Annotated in this window: 15 protein-coding genes, 2 tRNA genes and 1 rRNA gene; 13 read left to right on the top strand and 5 right to left on the bottom strand. The window is 36.4% G+C overall.

Annotation, left to right across the window (positions count from 1 at the left end; genetic code table 11):
* Positions 1–301 precede the first annotated feature (301 nt).
* From rrf to tsaD, 8 genes are all read left to right on the top strand, one after another.
* Positions 302–415: ribosomal RNA gene (gene rrf / locus BLR62_RS07255) — 5S ribosomal RNA — on the top strand.
* 19 nt (positions 416–434) lie between these two features.
* A tRNA-Met gene (locus BLR62_RS07250) sits at positions 435–511 on the top strand.
* A gap of 4 nt (positions 512–515) precedes the next feature.
* Positions 516–592, top strand: a tRNA-Asp gene (locus BLR62_RS07245).
* Between the two features lie 190 nt (positions 593–782).
* Entirely contained in the window at positions 783–1,745 is a 963-nt protein-coding gene (gene thiL / locus BLR62_RS07240) for a thiamine-phosphate kinase (protein ID WP_090795285.1), read from the top strand.
* A 9-nt stretch (positions 1,746–1,754) separates the two neighbouring features.
* Positions 1,755–2,210 carry a tRNA (adenosine(37)-N6)-threonylcarbamoyltransferase complex ATPase subunit type 1 TsaE gene (tsaE, locus tag BLR62_RS07235; RefSeq protein WP_090795282.1) on the top strand — a complete coding sequence of 152 codons (456 nt, stop codon included), beginning with the start codon at positions 1,755–1,757 and terminating at the stop codon, positions 2,208–2,210.
* Positions 2,207–2,899 carry a tRNA (adenosine(37)-N6)-threonylcarbamoyltransferase complex dimerization subunit type 1 TsaB gene (gene tsaB / locus BLR62_RS07230; protein ID WP_090795279.1) on the top strand — a complete coding sequence of 231 codons (693 nt, stop codon included), beginning with the start codon at positions 2,207–2,209 and terminating at the stop codon, positions 2,897–2,899. Before tsaE ends, tsaB begins: the two co-directional genes overlap by 4 nt.
* A complete protein-coding gene (gene rimI, locus BLR62_RS07225) occupies positions 2,896–3,342 on the top strand; it encodes a ribosomal protein S18-alanine N-acetyltransferase (RefSeq protein ID WP_090795276.1) in 447 nt (148 codons plus the stop codon). The genes tsaB and rimI overlap by 4 nt, the downstream gene beginning before the upstream one ends.
* A complete protein-coding gene (tsaD, locus tag BLR62_RS07220; protein WP_090795309.1) occupies positions 3,339–4,370 on the top strand; it encodes a tRNA (adenosine(37)-N6)-threonylcarbamoyltransferase complex transferase subunit TsaD in 1,032 nt (343 codons plus the stop codon). The genes rimI and tsaD overlap by 4 nt, the downstream gene beginning before the upstream one ends.
* Positions 4,371–4,566: 196 nt before the next feature.
* Here tsaD and abc-f read toward each other — a convergent pair whose 3' ends face one another.
* Positions 4,567–6,504, bottom strand: a complete 1,938-nt coding sequence (gene abc-f / locus BLR62_RS07215; RefSeq protein WP_090795274.1) for a ribosomal protection-like ABC-F family protein — start codon at positions 6,502–6,504, stop codon at positions 4,567–4,569.
* Positions 6,505–6,713: 209 nt separating this feature from the next.
* On the opposite strand from abc-f, the gene BLR62_RS07210 reads away from it, so the two are divergent.
* Positions 6,714–7,349, top strand: coding sequence for a redox-sensing transcriptional repressor Rex (locus BLR62_RS07210; RefSeq protein ID WP_090795272.1), 636 nt, complete (start codon positions 6,714–6,716; stop codon positions 7,347–7,349).
* Between the two features lie 34 nt (positions 7,350–7,383).
* Here the strand turns inward: BLR62_RS07210 and BLR62_RS07205 are convergent, their stop codons facing one another.
* Both BLR62_RS07205 and BLR62_RS07200 read right to left on the bottom strand, forming a co-directional pair.
* Positions 7,384–7,593, bottom strand: coding sequence for a YdiK family protein (locus tag BLR62_RS07205; RefSeq protein ID WP_090795270.1), 210 nt, complete (start codon positions 7,591–7,593; stop codon positions 7,384–7,386).
* 9 nt (positions 7,594–7,602) lie between these two features.
* A complete protein-coding gene (locus tag BLR62_RS07200; protein WP_090795268.1) occupies positions 7,603–8,322 on the bottom strand; it encodes a CPBP family intramembrane glutamic endopeptidase in 720 nt (239 codons plus the stop codon).
* A gap of 256 nt (positions 8,323–8,578) precedes the next feature.
* Here BLR62_RS07200 and groES point away from each other — a divergent pair, with 256 nt between their 5' ends.
* Positions 8,579–8,863: a co-chaperone GroES gene (gene groES / locus BLR62_RS07195; RefSeq protein WP_090795265.1), complete on the top strand. Its 285-nt coding sequence runs from the start codon at positions 8,579–8,581 to the stop codon at positions 8,861–8,863.
* A gap of 43 nt (positions 8,864–8,906) precedes the next feature.
* The gene (gene groL, locus BLR62_RS07190; RefSeq protein WP_090795262.1) at positions 8,907–10,544 is read left to right on the top strand and encodes a chaperonin GroEL; all 1,638 of its coding nucleotides are present in this window, start codon (positions 8,907–8,909) and stop codon (positions 10,542–10,544) included.
* 503 nt (positions 10,545–11,047) lie between these two features.
* Here groL and BLR62_RS07185 read toward each other — a convergent pair.
* Positions 11,048–11,260, bottom strand: coding sequence for a hypothetical protein (locus BLR62_RS07185; RefSeq protein WP_245719427.1), 213 nt, complete (start codon positions 11,258–11,260; stop codon positions 11,048–11,050).
* 694 nt (positions 11,261–11,954) lie between these two features.
* On the opposite strand from BLR62_RS07185, the gene BLR62_RS07175 reads away from it, so the two are divergent.
* Positions 11,955–12,515 (top strand): nucleoside/nucleotide kinase family protein, encoded by a 561-nt coding sequence (locus tag BLR62_RS07175; protein ID WP_090795257.1) that lies wholly within the window; start codon positions 11,955–11,957, stop codon positions 12,513–12,515.
* Positions 12,516–12,625: 110 nt separating this feature from the next.
* A complete protein-coding gene (locus BLR62_RS07170; protein WP_245719426.1) occupies positions 12,626–13,096 on the top strand; it encodes a DUF4825 domain-containing protein in 471 nt (156 codons plus the stop codon).
* Between the two features lie 243 nt (positions 13,097–13,339).
* Here BLR62_RS07170 and BLR62_RS07165 read toward each other — a convergent pair whose 3' ends face one another.
* Complete coding sequence (locus BLR62_RS07165) at positions 13,340–14,173, bottom strand: AraC family transcriptional regulator (protein ID WP_176759249.1); 834 nt, start codon at positions 14,171–14,173, stop codon at positions 13,340–13,342.
* Between the last annotated feature and the right edge of the window lie 166 nt (positions 14,174–14,339).

Raw genomic sequence — 14,339 nt, 5'->3', positions numbered from 1 at the left:
CCGTTTGACAACGAAAGGCCTGGACTGAACCGATGAAGATAAAGGCATCACGATGAGCCATAGGCGAATCGATGATAACTTATCGCACAGAGGTGAAGGAAGGACACGAGTTGTCGGGAACGAAAGCTAGATTCAACCAAGCAACACCCGATATGACCTTGTCTACATTCTTATCTAGTTTTGAAGGTGCAAACCTCAAACATGGAGGTTCGATTAAGACCGCCACGTCCTGTGGCAACATCGAACGAACCCACATCGTGTGGGCCCTAGTTTTGAAGATACATCCTTCATATTGACTTTGTTTAGTGACAATCGCGAAGAGGTCACACCTGTTCCCATGCCGAACACAGAAGTTAAGCTCTTCAGCGCCGATGGTAGTTGGGTTTACCCCTGCAAGAGTAGGACGTCGCTAAACAAAATCATATTTATATTATCGCGGGGTGGAGCAGTCTGGTAGCTCGTCGGGCTCATAACCCGAAGGTCGCAAGTTCAAATCTTGCCCCCGCAACCAAAATGGTCCGGTAGTTCAGTTGGTTAGAATGCCTGCCTGTCACGCAGGAGGTCGCGGGTTCGAGTCCCGTCCGGACCGCCATTATTTCATGATTACAGACTGTTTTTTCTTTTCAACGGATCAGAAAAAGCAGTTTTTTTGTATGCTCATTTATTATGAGTGACTGTCATACAGATGTTTTACAACTGTCTATTGCATCTTAATAGACATTCGAATTTCTATTCGAATGTTTTTTTGCTATGATAGAGGTAATGAAGAAGGATGTGATGGCATGGACGAATTTGAATTTATAAAACAAATAAAACCAAATTATTATCGACATGATACAATCATTAAAGGGATTGGTGACGATGCTGCTGTATTTCGTCAACCTTATCAAGATGTGGTAACGGCTGTTGATACGTTTGTAGAAGGCATTCACTTCTCCAAAAAGACAATGGATCCTTTTCATATAGGGTACCGAGTTCTTGCAGCTAATATTAGTGATATGGCTGCTATGGGTGCAACACCTGTATCGTATCTTATTTCACTCGTTGTTCCGAAAGAGTGGACTGATGAAGAGTTAATAGCGATCTACAAAGGGATGGAATCAATCAGCAAGGCTTATAAGATTGATTTAATTGGTGGCGATACGGTTTCTGGTGACCAACTTGTATTATCAGTTACGATAAATGGGAAAGTTGAAAAAGATAAAGTGCGATTAAGGCATCACGTACGCTCTGGAGATGTTTTGTTTGTAACAGGCACATTAGGCGACTCAGCATGTGGATTGGACTTATTGTTAAGTGATGACCCAAGGGTTGAAAGCCATCGTTACTTAATTGACCGTCATCGATTACCGACACCTCGTGTTGATTTTGCAGAGAGATTGAAGGTATTAAACCGAGTAGCGTTAAATGATATCAGTGATGGTATTTCAAGCGAAGCAAATGAATTGGCTGAAAGCTCGGGTGTTTCGATTTATTTAGACTACGATCAATTGCCTATTTCTGATGAGTTAAGGTCAATACAATCAAATAAACAAGAAGAATTTATATTAGCTGGTGGAGAAGATTTTGAACTGTTGGGCGCAGTTAGTGAAAAAGATTGGCCAATTGTACAAGAGGCTGCAGAAAAATCGAATCTAACTGTAACTCAAGTCGGTTATGCAACAGATGGGGATTCAACTGTTTATATACATCAAGATGAAAAAGTACGGCTATTAAAAAGAGGTGGCTATGTCCACCGAAATTAGGTGATTTTAATGGATGAACAATTAATTAACACACATACACCATTAGAGACACAACAAGTTGCACGAAAGCTTGGTTATTTGCTAAGGCCAAATGATGTTGTGACACTAACAGGTGATTTAGGTGCAGGGAAAACAACATTCACAAAAGGGCTAGGTGAAGGTTTAGGTGTAAAAAGAACGATTAACTCACCAACGTTTACGATCGTTAAGTCGTATCAAGGTGAAATCCCATTTCATCACATTGACGCTTATCGTTTAGAGGAAAGTCATGAAGATATTGGTTTTGATGAGTATTTTACAGACGGAGGCGTAACTGTTGTGGAATGGCCACAATATATTGAGCATTTCTTACCAGAAGAACGTTTGAACATAGAAATAAAAAAAGGGCAGGATGATCACCGTCAAATTATTTTGAGGCCTGTTGGTCGAATGTTTAAACATATTACTAAGGAGTTATTTAGATGACGATTCTTGCAATAGATACTTCAAATGATGCGATGGGAATTGCTTTAGTTAAAGATAAGCAAATTATAGCGTCGTACACATCAATTAACAAAAACAAACATTCCACCCGATTAATGCCGGCTATTGATCGCTTAATGAAAGATGCGAATATCGAACCAAGTCAATTATCAAAAATTGCGGTGGCTATTGGTCCAGGTTCTTATACAGGGGTAAGAATTGGTCTATCGATTGCCAAAACAATGGCATGGTCACTTGATATTCCAATTGTGGGTTTGTCGAGTTTAAAAATCTTAACCCTCAGTTTAACGATGTATGATTATAAAATATGTCCGTTTTTTGATGCCAGACGCGGCTTAGTGTTTACTGGTTTGTATAACTCAGACGGCACAATAGAAATTGAAGAACAAAATATAAAAATGACGGATTGGTTAGACCGTTTAGCGACACTAGATGTACCGATTGTTTTTGTAAGTCCTGACATTGAACTGTACGAGTCCATGATCCAGGAATCATTAAAGGAACATGCACATTTTGCGCCTAAAGGATTTCATGTCACACAGCCTGGTTTACTTGGTATTGAGTCAAAAGAATATCCTCCAGATGATGTGCATACACTTATTCCTCAGTATTTGAGATTAGTTGAGGCTGAAGCGAAATGGTTGGAAAGCCAAAAGGATGGTTCCAAATGAGCCAGCCCATTATTCGTGATATGGATCGAAAAGATATAGATGCTGTTGAAATGATTGAGCGTGAAACGTTTAGTACGCCGTGGAGTCGAGAAATTTACTTAAAAGAAATTGAAGAAAATAAATTTGCGTACTACTTTGTCATTGAAGAAGATCAAGAAATTGTGGGTTTTTGCGGCGTATGGTTCGTATTTGATGATGCGCAGATTACGAATTTAGCAATTGATAAACGTCATCGAAATAAAGGCTATGGTAAAATGTTATTTCAATATGTTTTAAATCGAGCGATCGCGAGAGGCATTCATCAATTATCGCTTGAAGTTCGTGAGTCTAACGAAACGGCACAATCCCTTTATAAAAAATTCGGTTTACAGCCAGCAGGTATTCGCAAGCAATATTATACAGATAATCAAGAGGACGCAATCGTTATGTGGGTGAAATTATGAATGATAAAAAAGATCAATATATATTAGCAATTGAAACAAGTTGTGATGAGACAGCTGTCGCGATTATTAAAAATGGAAACGAAGTGGTTTCTAACGTGGTCGCTTCACAAATTGAAAGTCATAAACGCTTTGGTGGTGTGGTGCCAGAAGTTGCATCACGACATCACGTTGAACAAATGACACATGTATTGGAAGAGGCTTTTGTCAAGTCAAACCTTGAAATGGAATCGATCGATGCGATTGCTGTAACACAAGGACCAGGACTAGTCGGAGCTTTACTGGTCGGTGTAAGTACAGCGAAGGCGTTAGCTTTTGCCCATCAAAAGCCATTAATCGGTGTTCATCATATTGCCGGTCATATTTATGCAAATCAATTACAAGAACCGTTTACGTTTCCTTTGTTAGCACTCGTTGTTTCAGGTGGTCATACAGAGTTGATTTTAATGCGCGATCATTATGATTTTGAAGTGATCGGTGAAACAAGAGATGATGCAGCAGGTGAAGCGTACGATAAAGTCGCACGTACTTTAAACTTACCTTATCCAGGTGGCCCTGAGATTGATCGCCTTGCCCAAGAAGGTGTCGATCGATTTGACTTCCCACGTGCATGGTTAGAAGAGGGTTCTTTTGATTTTAGCTTTAGTGGTTTAAAATCATCTGTTATTAATACTGTTCACAATGCGAAGCAAAAAGGTGAAACAGTAGAGATTGCAGATATTGCAACGAGTTTTCAATCAAGTGTGACGGATGTTTTAGTCGAGAAAACCTATCGTGCTGCAGAATATTACGGTGTGAAAGAGATTATTGTGGCTGGAGGTGTTGCTGCTAATAGTGGTTTGAGAAGTGCACTTTTAGATCGATTTGATTCAAGTGCTATTCAAGTCAAAATTCCACCACTTTGGTTATGTACAGACAATGCAGCGATGATCGGTGCAGCTGGTATGGTCGCCTATGAAAAAGGTTATCGAGCAGGATGGGATCTAAATGCAAATCCTGGTTTAGATATTGAAATGTATAGTAAGAATTAAACTTTATCCACATCATAATGGTATGATGTGGATTATTTTTATTAAAACACGGTATAATAACCATGAGTATGTGGATAGAAAATGTGGATAAATCGCTCGTTATCTGTGGATAATGTGTATAAGTTCGTTGATAACTATCAAATTGCGGTATGATTCTGTGCATAAGTCTGTTTATTAACAAAAACCTACTGATCGATTAATCAGTAGGCAGTGATAGCTGAAGATGTTCCCATTCTTCCATTAACGTTTCAATATCTTGAGTTAATTGATTGTTTTCTTCGGTTAATTCTAACGATTTTTTATGATCTTGAAAAATATCTGGTTCACAGAGCAATGCTTCATTTTCTTCAAACTGTTGTTCTTTATCTTGGATCGCTTGTTCAATTTCTTCGATACGTCTTTGACGTTTTCTTTCTTCTTGTTTTCGTTGTTTTTCTTCATGAAAATTAACTTTTGCATCACTAATATCTTTTTCTTCGATCTGCGGTTCTTCTAATGCCGCAATTTCTTTCATTTCCTGTTTTTTCTCAACATAGTAGTCGTAATCACCTAAGTAAACGGTCATCTGATCTTCAACTTGTTCAAGAACTTGTGTTGCGATTTCATTAATAAAATACCGGTCGTGAGAAACGAAGACAATTGTACCTGGATAGTTAATTAAAGCTGCTTCTAAAACTTCTTTACTATCTAAGTCTAAATGGTTTGTCGGTTCATCTAGAATTAATAGATTCGCTTTTTGCATCATTAATTTGGATAAAGCTAGTCTCGCTTTTTCTCCACCGCTTAATGAATAAACAGATTTTAAAACATCTTCACCTGAAAATAAGAAATTTCCGAGAATCGTACGAATATCTTTTTCATTAATGTGAGGGTAATCATCCCACAATTCCATCAAGACTGATTTATTTGAATGTAATTTTGCTTGCTCTTGGTCATAATAGCCAATTTGAACATTGGTCCCCATCTTTATATCACCAGATGTTGCGTGATAATCACCAATAATTGTTTTTAGTAACGTTGTTTTACCAACACCGTTAGGACCAACAAGCGCGATACGATCGCCGCGATTGACATGAAAACTTAGATTTTCAAAAACAGGTTGTTCACTGTCAGAAAAACGATAACTTAGCTGATTAACCTTTAAAACATCATTTCCACTTCTTTTTTCAATATCAAATTGGAATGTTGCTTTTGCTTCGTCACCTTTAGGTGCATCAAGGCGCTCCATTTTTTCTAACTTTTTACGTTTGCTTTGAGCGCGTTTTGTTGTTGATGCGCGGGCGATATTTCGCTGAACAAAGTCTTCGAGCTTTTTAATTTCGTCTTGTTGCTTTTCAAATGCCTTTTGTTCTTGTTCATAGTTGAGTGCTTTTTGCTCCAAGTAAGACGTGTAATTTCCGATAAATTTCTTAGACTGATGTCTAGATAGTTCATAAACAATGTTCACCGTTTTATCAAGAAAGTATCGGTCGTGAGAGACAATGACAACGGCTCCTTGATAATTATTTAAAAAACCTTCAAGCCATGTTAAAGTATCAATGTCTAAGTGGTTCGTCGGTTCATCTAAAATAAGAACATCGGGTTTGGATAGAAGCAATTTACCTAACGCCAAACGCGTTTTTTGTCCGCCACTTAGTTCGTGGATCGGTGTATTAAAGTCATAATCATGAAAATTCAAGCCATGAAGGACACTTCGAATATCGGCTTCATATTGATATCCTCCTTTAGCTTTAAAGTCAATTTGACGTTGATCGTATTGTCGAAGCAGTTGTTCATATTGTTTAGGGTTTTCTAATAAATCGGGATCGCCCATTTTTTCTTCTAATTGACGTAAATGCTTTTCTTCTTTTATTAATGGTTTGAAAACTTCTAACATCTCATCCCAAATGGATAAATGTGTTTCAAGGCCAGAATGCTGATCTAAATATCCGAGCGTGACTTCTTTTGGTCGATGAATTTCACCTTCGTCATAGGACATCAGACCAGACATGATTTTAAGTAGGGTTGATTTACCTGCACCATTTCGACCGACAATCGCAATTCGATCATATGATTTTATTTCTAATTTAATTTGGTTCAAAATTGTTTCTGCCCCAAATTGTTTTGTTAATTGATTAATTTGCATAAGTATCATTATTTTTTCACCTCATCCTGTCTAAGTGTATCGTACTTAAGAAGTAACTAGCAAGCAAATAAGTATACCTAAATGCTTTCATTTGGTTATACTGGCTATTGACTGTAATTTTTATAGGACAGATCGGTTTAATTTTGGTAAACTGTAGGTAGCGCATAAATAATCTTGATATAGACTGGTTTGAATTTAATTGAAGAGGAGAATGTAGGATGGCAGATCAGAGTAAAATACCCCAAGCAACAGCAAAGCGATTACCATTATACTATCGCTTTTTAAATAACTTACATTTACAAGGTAAATCGAGAGTGTCGTCAAAAGAACTAAGTGATGCTGTAAAAGTTGATTCAGCAACGATCAGGCGAGATTTCTCATATTTTGGAGCGTTAGGGAAAAAAGGCTACGGCTATAATGTTGAATACTTACTTGGTTTTTTCAGAAAAACATTAGACCAAGATGAAACAACGAATGTTGCATTAATTGGTGTTGGTAATCTAGGAACCGCTTTTTTACATTATAACTTCACCAAAAACAATAACACAAAGATTGAAATGGCGTTTGATGCAGATAAGTCGAAAGTCGGTCAAGAAATTGGTGGTGTGACAGTTTATCATATTAGTGATTTGTCAGAGCGCCTTAAAAATGTACAAGCTGCAATTCTGACAGTACCAGGAGCAGTTGCTCAGCAAATTACGGATGAGCTCATTGATTCTGGTATTAAAGGGATTCTTAACTTTACACCTGCACGAATTACCGTTCCAGAAGGTGTACGTGTTCATCATATCGATTTAGCAGTTGAGCTTCAATCACTCGTATACTTTATGAAACACTACCCAGTAGATGAGTAAAAAAATAATCAGAATGCCACAATGGGCATTCTGATTATTTTTTCGTTTGATTGTTTTGTTGTTTCATGCGCCTGTGAAGTTTAATTAATCGGATTGATGCTCCGTACTCAAGACTTGCGACAATCGTTAATAGAATGGTAATACCATTTAATACCGTATCTTCTATTGATTGATAGGCAAAGTATACAAACACAGACCCAATTAAAAAATAGACAAACGCATTAAACAAAGGTGAAATACGCATAAAGTTTAACTAGCCTCCAAAAATGATCGATAATGTTTGAGCTGTTTGTTCCAGCATGTTTTCTAGTTCTTCAGGATCAATCGATAGTTGTACGACCACAACAAATGTGTTCATTAAGACGTGTGCCATGATGGGTACAATAATTCGTTTTGATTGAACATAAACAAATGCAAATACGAAGCTCATTGCAAAGTAAACAAGTAAATGTGTAAAGTCAAAATGAATCAATGCAAACACAATACCTGAAATTGTACCAGCAATAAAGAAATTTGTCCGTTTGTAAAGCTCTCCGAAAATAATCTTTCTAAAAATAATTTCCTCTAATATCGGGCCAATAACCGCAATGATAATAATAAAGATTGGAAATGCTCGTGCAATTTCCATAATTTGAGCGGTGTTTTCTGACTGTTGTTCAATTCCAAATACAAATATTTGAATCATATTAGCGATCATTTGGCCGAACATAGCCATTAAAAAGCCAAGTATTGACCAAACAACGACCATGGTTGTGCTTGCTCGATCAGGATCACGAGGTTGTTCGCGTTCTGATTTTAACAACATTAAAGTAACGACCAAAGCAATAACAAAACTAGCAATCTGCCAACCGATCACAATATTACTATATACAACAGGTGCTAAGTCTAACCCTTCTAGGAATAACACAACAGGGAAGACGGATAGTTGGGCTAACGCATAGACTAGGATAACACCTAGATAACGTTTCGTCATATTAAAAACCTCCTCATATAGATAACATACACATGCAGATGTATTTTACCACACTCCTTGAATATAATTAAATAATACTTGTCAATACTTACTAATCATCACGATTTTAACGAGCTCAATCGCAAAAAAATTTAAGTAAATCTCTTGCAAAATAAAAGTGAATTGATTATCATAATAATTGTGTTAGCACTCAACAATGTCGAGTGCTAAAATGAACAAATTTAACAAATGAAAATATATGGAGGAGGTTTTTAATATGTTAAAACCACTAGGTGATCGAGTTATTATCGAACGTATTGAAGAAGAAGAAACAACGAAAAGCGGGATTGTCCTACCAGACTCTGCTAAAGAGAAACCACAACAAGGAAAAGTAGTTGCTGTTGGTTCAGGTCGTGTAGCAGACAACGGTGCTAAAATCACTCCAGAAGTTTCAGAAGGCAATAAAGTTGTATTTGCAAAATATGCAGGAACTGAACTTAAGCATGAAGGTAATGAATACTTAATCTTAAGAGAAGATGACATTTTAGCCGTTATTGGTTAAAAAATCATAATGAAATAAACGATTTTTAAGGAGGAATTTAATTATGGCAAAAGATATTAAATTTAGCGAAGACGCACGCCGTGCAATGTTGCGCGGGGTAGATACACTAGCAGACGCTGTAAAAGTAACACTTGGACCTAAAGGTCGCAACGTGGTGTTAGATAAAAAATTTGGCTCACCTCTTATTACAAATGATGGGGTAACCATTGCTAAAGAAATCGAACTTGAAGATAAATTTGAAAACATGGGTGCACAACTCGTTTCAGAAGTCGCATCTCAAACAAATGATGTAGCAGGTGACGGTACAACAACTGCGACTGTCTTAGCACAAGCGATGATTCAAGAAGGATTGAAGAACGTCGCATCAGGTGCGAATCCAGTGGGCGTACGCCGCGGTATTGAAAAAGCTGTTGAAGTTGCAACAGAAGAATTACGCAAAATCTCAAAACCAATCGAAGGTAGAGATTCAATTGCACAAGTTGCATCGATCTCCTCAGCTGATGAAGAAGTCGGTCAACTGATCGCTGAAGCGATGGAACGTGTAGGTAATGATGGTGTTATTACGATTGAAGAATCGAAAGGTTTTAACACAGAGCTTGAAGTTGTAGAAGGTATGCAGTTCGATCGCGGTTATGCATCTCCATACATGGTTAGTGACCAAGATAAGATGGAAGCTGTACTAGAAGATCCATACATCTTTGTGACGGATAAGAAAATCAACAACATTCAAGAAGTATTACCTGTTTTAGAACAAGTTGTTCAACAAGGTAAGCCATTGTTAATGATTGCTGATGATATCGAAGGAGAAGCACTTGCAACATTAGTTGTGAACAAGCTTCGCGGTACATTTAATGCTGTTGCTGTTAAAGCACCAGGATTCGGTGACCGCCGTAAAGCAATGCTTGAAGATATCGCGACTTTAACAGGCGCCGAAGTGATTACAGAAGACTTAGGTCTTGACTTGAAATCAACACAATTAGAGCAACTCGGTCGTGCGGCTAAAGTTGTTGTAACAAAAGAAGATACAACCATTGTTGAAGGATCTGGTAACCCAGAAACAATTTCTTCACGCGTTCAACAAATCCGTGCGCAAGTAGAAGAAACAACATCTGATTTCGATAAAGAAAAATTACAAGAGCGCCTAGCGAAATTAGCAGGTGGTGTTGCTGTCGTTAAAGTTGGTGCAGCAACAGAAACTGAACTGAAAGAACGTAAACTTCGTATTGAAGATGCTCTAAACTCAACGCGTGCAGCAGTAGAAGAAGGCATCGTATCTGGTGGTGGTACAGCACTGATGAATGTTTATACAAGAGTAGCTGACCTTGACCTAGAAGGTGACGAGGAAACAGGAGCTAGCATCGTCCTTCGTGCACTTGAAGAACCGGTACGTCAAATCGTTGAAAACGCAGGCCTTGAAGGTTCAATTATCGTTGAAAAACTTAAAGGTGAAGATGTTGGCGTTGGTTACAATGCGGCAACAGGCGAATGGGTCAACATGATCGACAAAGGAATTGTAGACCCAACTAAAGTAACGCGCTCAGCACTACAAAATGCTGGTTCAGTTGCAGCGATGTTCCTAACAACTGAAGCGGTTGTTGCTGATATTCCAGAAGAATCTGGCGGTGCACCAGACATGAGCGGCATGGGTGGCGGAATGCCAGGTATGGGCGGCATGATGTAAGTTCAGAAAGCGGAAAGGGCTCGCCAGTCGTGACACGCATAAGCAGAGCGCCGTAAATGACCTGTTTTTGTGGGTCATTGGAGGGGAACTGCTTATGACGCGAGCGACTAGCCCTTGTAGCTGGACTGCCCCTAAAACCCCGGATATGAATGGGTTCTTAGGTTAGATGAACTTCAAATGCTAACACAGTGCAAGAAAAAGTAAGAGTCTGAGACAAAAGTAAATAAGTCAATGTAATAGCCGGACAAAAATAGTATTTTAACTATTTTTTGTCCGGCTATTTGTTTACATATTTCAAAGCAATCTGGAATGGGCGAGACTCTTGCGGGAAAAGCACGAGCTGGAGATCCACTTTAGAAGTGATTTTTGCTTCTGAAGTTATCTGAGACCGTTTCCGCTAAAAAGCGAGTTTATTTCAATAGCGATGAGAACCGTAGCATTTATGAAGAAAGATTATTTGTCTTTTTGAACGCCCGCATTTTGTTCTGTCCCAGACTCTACCTCTAACTGCAACACAGAATTGCCTTATCAAATTCATTTGAAGGTATGTAAATAATGTCATTTTCAATTTCATAAGAAATACCGTTTTCTTCTAATTTATCAATGTCGATAGTATTAACATTATCTCCCCATTGAATATATTCTTCAGATTTATCATTGTCACCGCAAGCAGTAAGTAATAAAATAAAAGAAATTCCAATTAGTAGTTTTTTCATTTTATACACCTCAATAATAAAATAGTTTAGGTTATTATAATAACTCTAGCTCAATATCCTTATATTGTAAACGGGTGGTTAAATTGTTTTATTAAATTAATGATACTTCGACATAATCAACTACATATTTTATAAAATTTCTAGCTTATTAAAGTGCTCCTGTGAGACTGTAAATGATATATTTTTAATCAAAATGATAGGATTATTTGGATATTTTATGTAAGGCTCCAAATTATAGCCCAATAAATACCAAAGCCAAAAAAATATTTCTACAAAAGGATGGATTTCATGAAAATGAGTAAACCATTATTATTATTAAATGGTACTTTTATAGTTTTATTATTAATAAACATTATTTGGGCATTTTTTAATACAGACAATTTAAATATTCATAGCCTTTTAATGATAGTGTTAGTGATGATATTATATTCAATTCAATCTGTGTACCATTATAGAAATAAAAATCATAAGAATATGATCTATGGTCTAACATTAGTAATGGTTTGCTTAATTTTATTAATTCCAATATTTTTTAGGTTTATATAAAAAGTCTCATTTCACCATTAAAATAAGGTTTCAATTACCTATCATATCTAGATAAAGTAATGTTTGCTAAAGTGGTAAATTTAACTTTATTATTGTTGTGCTGGGGAGGTTTGTGCTAGAAGAGCATTTGAAAATACGGGGGAAGTGTATGGAAAAAGAAAAGACACCACTTGTAGTTGCTATTGCTGGAGTTTCTGGTGGAGGAAAAACTACTATTACAAATTACTTGAATGATAAATTAATCAATTCCAAGGTGATTTCTTTTGATGATTACGATTTTGATGGGCCGTATGACATAATTGATTGGATTGATAATGGAGCTAATTATAATGAATGGAATTTAGATCCACTCATTCAAGATATTAAAATGGCACTTGTTGAGCCTTTAGATTATATTTTACTTGACTACCCGTTTGCCTATAAGCATATGAAAACAAGTACTTTGATTGATTTAACTATATATATTGATACACCATTGGATATTGCAATGGCACGGCGGCTAATAAGAGATTATAAAAATAGTTCTACTGAAAATATCCTCTTTGATATGGAAAATTACATTTCACGTGGAAGACGAGGATATCTTGAGATGTTAAAGACTATTAAACCAAATTCGGATATTATAGTGGATGGAACGCTTTCTGTATCCAAAATTATAAATGAGATATACAATAGCGTTTCAGACAATAATACCAACACAGAAAGGTAAAGCATGGTACACTTAAGGTATCTAAACTAACTAGATAAACGTTGCTACATCTTATACTAATGCTTAAAGATTGACGTTATTTTAAAAAGTGAGGGATGAAGTTGAGACAGATGGTTAAATTGGTTTTGTTTTCATTATTGATACTAATCTTTTTAAGTGGTTGTCATTCAAATGCAACTGCTACTGATGTTGATTTATTTCAGTATAAAAATTCTTATGTAGGTGATAACAGTGCGGTAGTTAATACTGTTATTCATTTACAAGGTGCACAACACTTTAGTGGGATAGAACTTAAAACAAAAGAAGAACCATATGGGATCGTTGTGAACTATGCTTGGTCAGAATCAGAATTAAATGAAAAAGAAGTAGCTATTAACAATGCCTCTTATCTATTCACATTGATCCAAAATGTGGACTGGGTGACGTTTAATTTCGAAATGCATGATGGTAAGGAAGTTTATGAAATGACGAGAGAAAATCTACAAGAAAGATATGAAAAAGAATTGAGTGAAATTGATAACGAAGATGAACTGAACGAGCTTATTCAAGAATCATTAGGTGATGAGCATCTATTGAATTAAAGGAGTCGGTTACTTTAACAAAAAACTTTGAAAGCGGAACTTCCATGCATCAGGGAGTTCCGCTTTTTGTCGGTCATATCAATATTAAGTTTTAACAGAAAGTTGATGAAAAGAAAGGTGAATAATATATAAAAGCAGAGCTCACTAGAGAGCAGATGTTACTTTGACGAATAAATGTAATGTGGAGTATCTAAAAGGTGCGCTAGAATAGATTAACAACACTGAAAAGGATCCAATAGAAACTCAGAATTTATTCACATCATTTTGAGGAGACGTGCCAAAGTACTCTCTATATCGGCGGTAAAAAGTTGAATAGTCCTTAAATCCGCATTTCATACACGCTTCATTCGCAGGGACACCGTCATAAAGTAGATGTCTAGCGCTTACTAATCGTTTACTAACGATATACTTCCATACAGTTGTGTTGGTTGCTTTTTTAAACAAATTATTTAATTGAGATTTACTAATATAAAATTGGTTACAAATCGTTTCAATACTTATCTGTTCATATAAATGTTCATTGATGTAACTGATCACTTCAGTCATCTTAGAGTTCTGGTCAGTAAATAATAATTGAGGATCTTTATTATGAAAGCTCTTGTTTAATTCATTCAAAATCGTTAAGAAATTAGTGATAATGGCCACTCTTTTTTGGTAATCATTCTCTTTAATTTCAAGGATGTTATTAAAACAAGATCGAACTAATTGGTTAGAAAAAGAGCCGGCTGGATAATAATTATTGATTCCTAAACCTCGGTTATCGAATGGCGCAAGTAATGTTCTGTTTGGATCGATAGGGTCTAAAAACTGAGGGTAAAAGTGGAGCACAATTCTTTCATATGGAAGATCACTATCCATTTGCACATAATGCGCTTCATTTGAACGCATAATCATCATACTATTCGGTTTTAGTTCGTAAGGATTCCCCTCAACTGTAAACACACCTTTTCCCGACAATAAATAATACAATTCATAGATTTCATGGGCATGCATGCCATATTTTGTTGGATGTGGTGGCATGTCACAATTTTTATGAAAAAAAAGTTCATGATCCAAATAATAATCTTGGAAATTCATAAAGAAACCTCTCTTTGTAAATGACATCTGTATGGCAATTAGTGTACGGCAGTTTAATACTAATTGCAATGTATTTTAGATAATATGCAATTCTATTGTAAATAGTAAACCATTATAATGAATCTACAATACGATAGAAAAGTGGTATGAAAGATCGATTTGATTA

The organism is Pelagirhabdus alkalitolerans (genome assembly GCF_900096905.1).
Taxonomy (GTDB): domain Bacteria; phylum Bacillota; class Bacilli; order Bacillales; family Amphibacillaceae; genus Pelagirhabdus; species Pelagirhabdus alkalitolerans.
This window is presented reverse-complemented; position numbering and strand designations above follow the sequence as displayed.

Excerpts from the sequence above, each read along its gene's own strand:
- thiL (WP_090795285.1), top strand. The coding sequence starts at position 783 with ATGGACGAATTTGAATTTATAAAACAAATAAAACCAAATTATTATCGA.
- tsaE (WP_090795282.1), top strand. The coding sequence starts at position 1,755 with ATGGATGAACAATTAATTAACACACATACACCATTAGAGACACAACAA.
- tsaB (WP_090795279.1), top strand. The coding sequence starts at position 2,207 with ATGACGATTCTTGCAATAGATACTTCAAATGATGCGATGGGAATTGCT.
- rimI (WP_090795276.1), top strand. The coding sequence starts at position 2,896 with ATGAGCCAGCCCATTATTCGTGATATGGATCGAAAAGATATAGATGCT.
- tsaD (WP_090795309.1), top strand. The coding sequence starts at position 3,339 with ATGAATGATAAAAAAGATCAATATATATTAGCAATTGAAACAAGTTGT.
- abc-f (WP_090795274.1), bottom strand. The coding sequence starts at position 6,504 with ATGATACTTATGCAAATTAATCAATTAACAAAACAATTTGGGGCAGAA.
- BLR62_RS07210 (WP_090795272.1), top strand. The coding sequence starts at position 6,714 with ATGGCAGATCAGAGTAAAATACCCCAAGCAACAGCAAAGCGATTACCA.
- BLR62_RS07205 (WP_090795270.1), bottom strand. The coding sequence starts at position 7,593 with ATGCGTATTTCACCTTTGTTTAATGCGTTTGTCTATTTTTTAATTGGG.
- BLR62_RS07200 (WP_090795268.1), bottom strand. The coding sequence starts at position 8,322 with ATGACGAAACGTTATCTAGGTGTTATCCTAGTCTATGCGTTAGCCCAA.
- groES (WP_090795265.1), top strand. The coding sequence starts at position 8,579 with ATGTTAAAACCACTAGGTGATCGAGTTATTATCGAACGTATTGAAGAA.
- groL (WP_090795262.1), top strand. The coding sequence starts at position 8,907 with ATGGCAAAAGATATTAAATTTAGCGAAGACGCACGCCGTGCAATGTTG.
- BLR62_RS07185 (WP_245719427.1), bottom strand. The coding sequence starts at position 11,260 with ATGAAAAAACTACTAATTGGAATTTCTTTTATTTTATTACTTACTGCT.
- BLR62_RS07175 (WP_090795257.1), top strand. The coding sequence starts at position 11,955 with ATGGAAAAAGAAAAGACACCACTTGTAGTTGCTATTGCTGGAGTTTCT.
- BLR62_RS07170 (WP_245719426.1), top strand. The coding sequence starts at position 12,626 with ATGGTTAAATTGGTTTTGTTTTCATTATTGATACTAATCTTTTTAAGT.
- BLR62_RS07165 (WP_176759249.1), bottom strand. The coding sequence starts at position 14,173 with ATGAATTTCCAAGATTATTATTTGGATCATGAACTTTTTTTTCATAAA.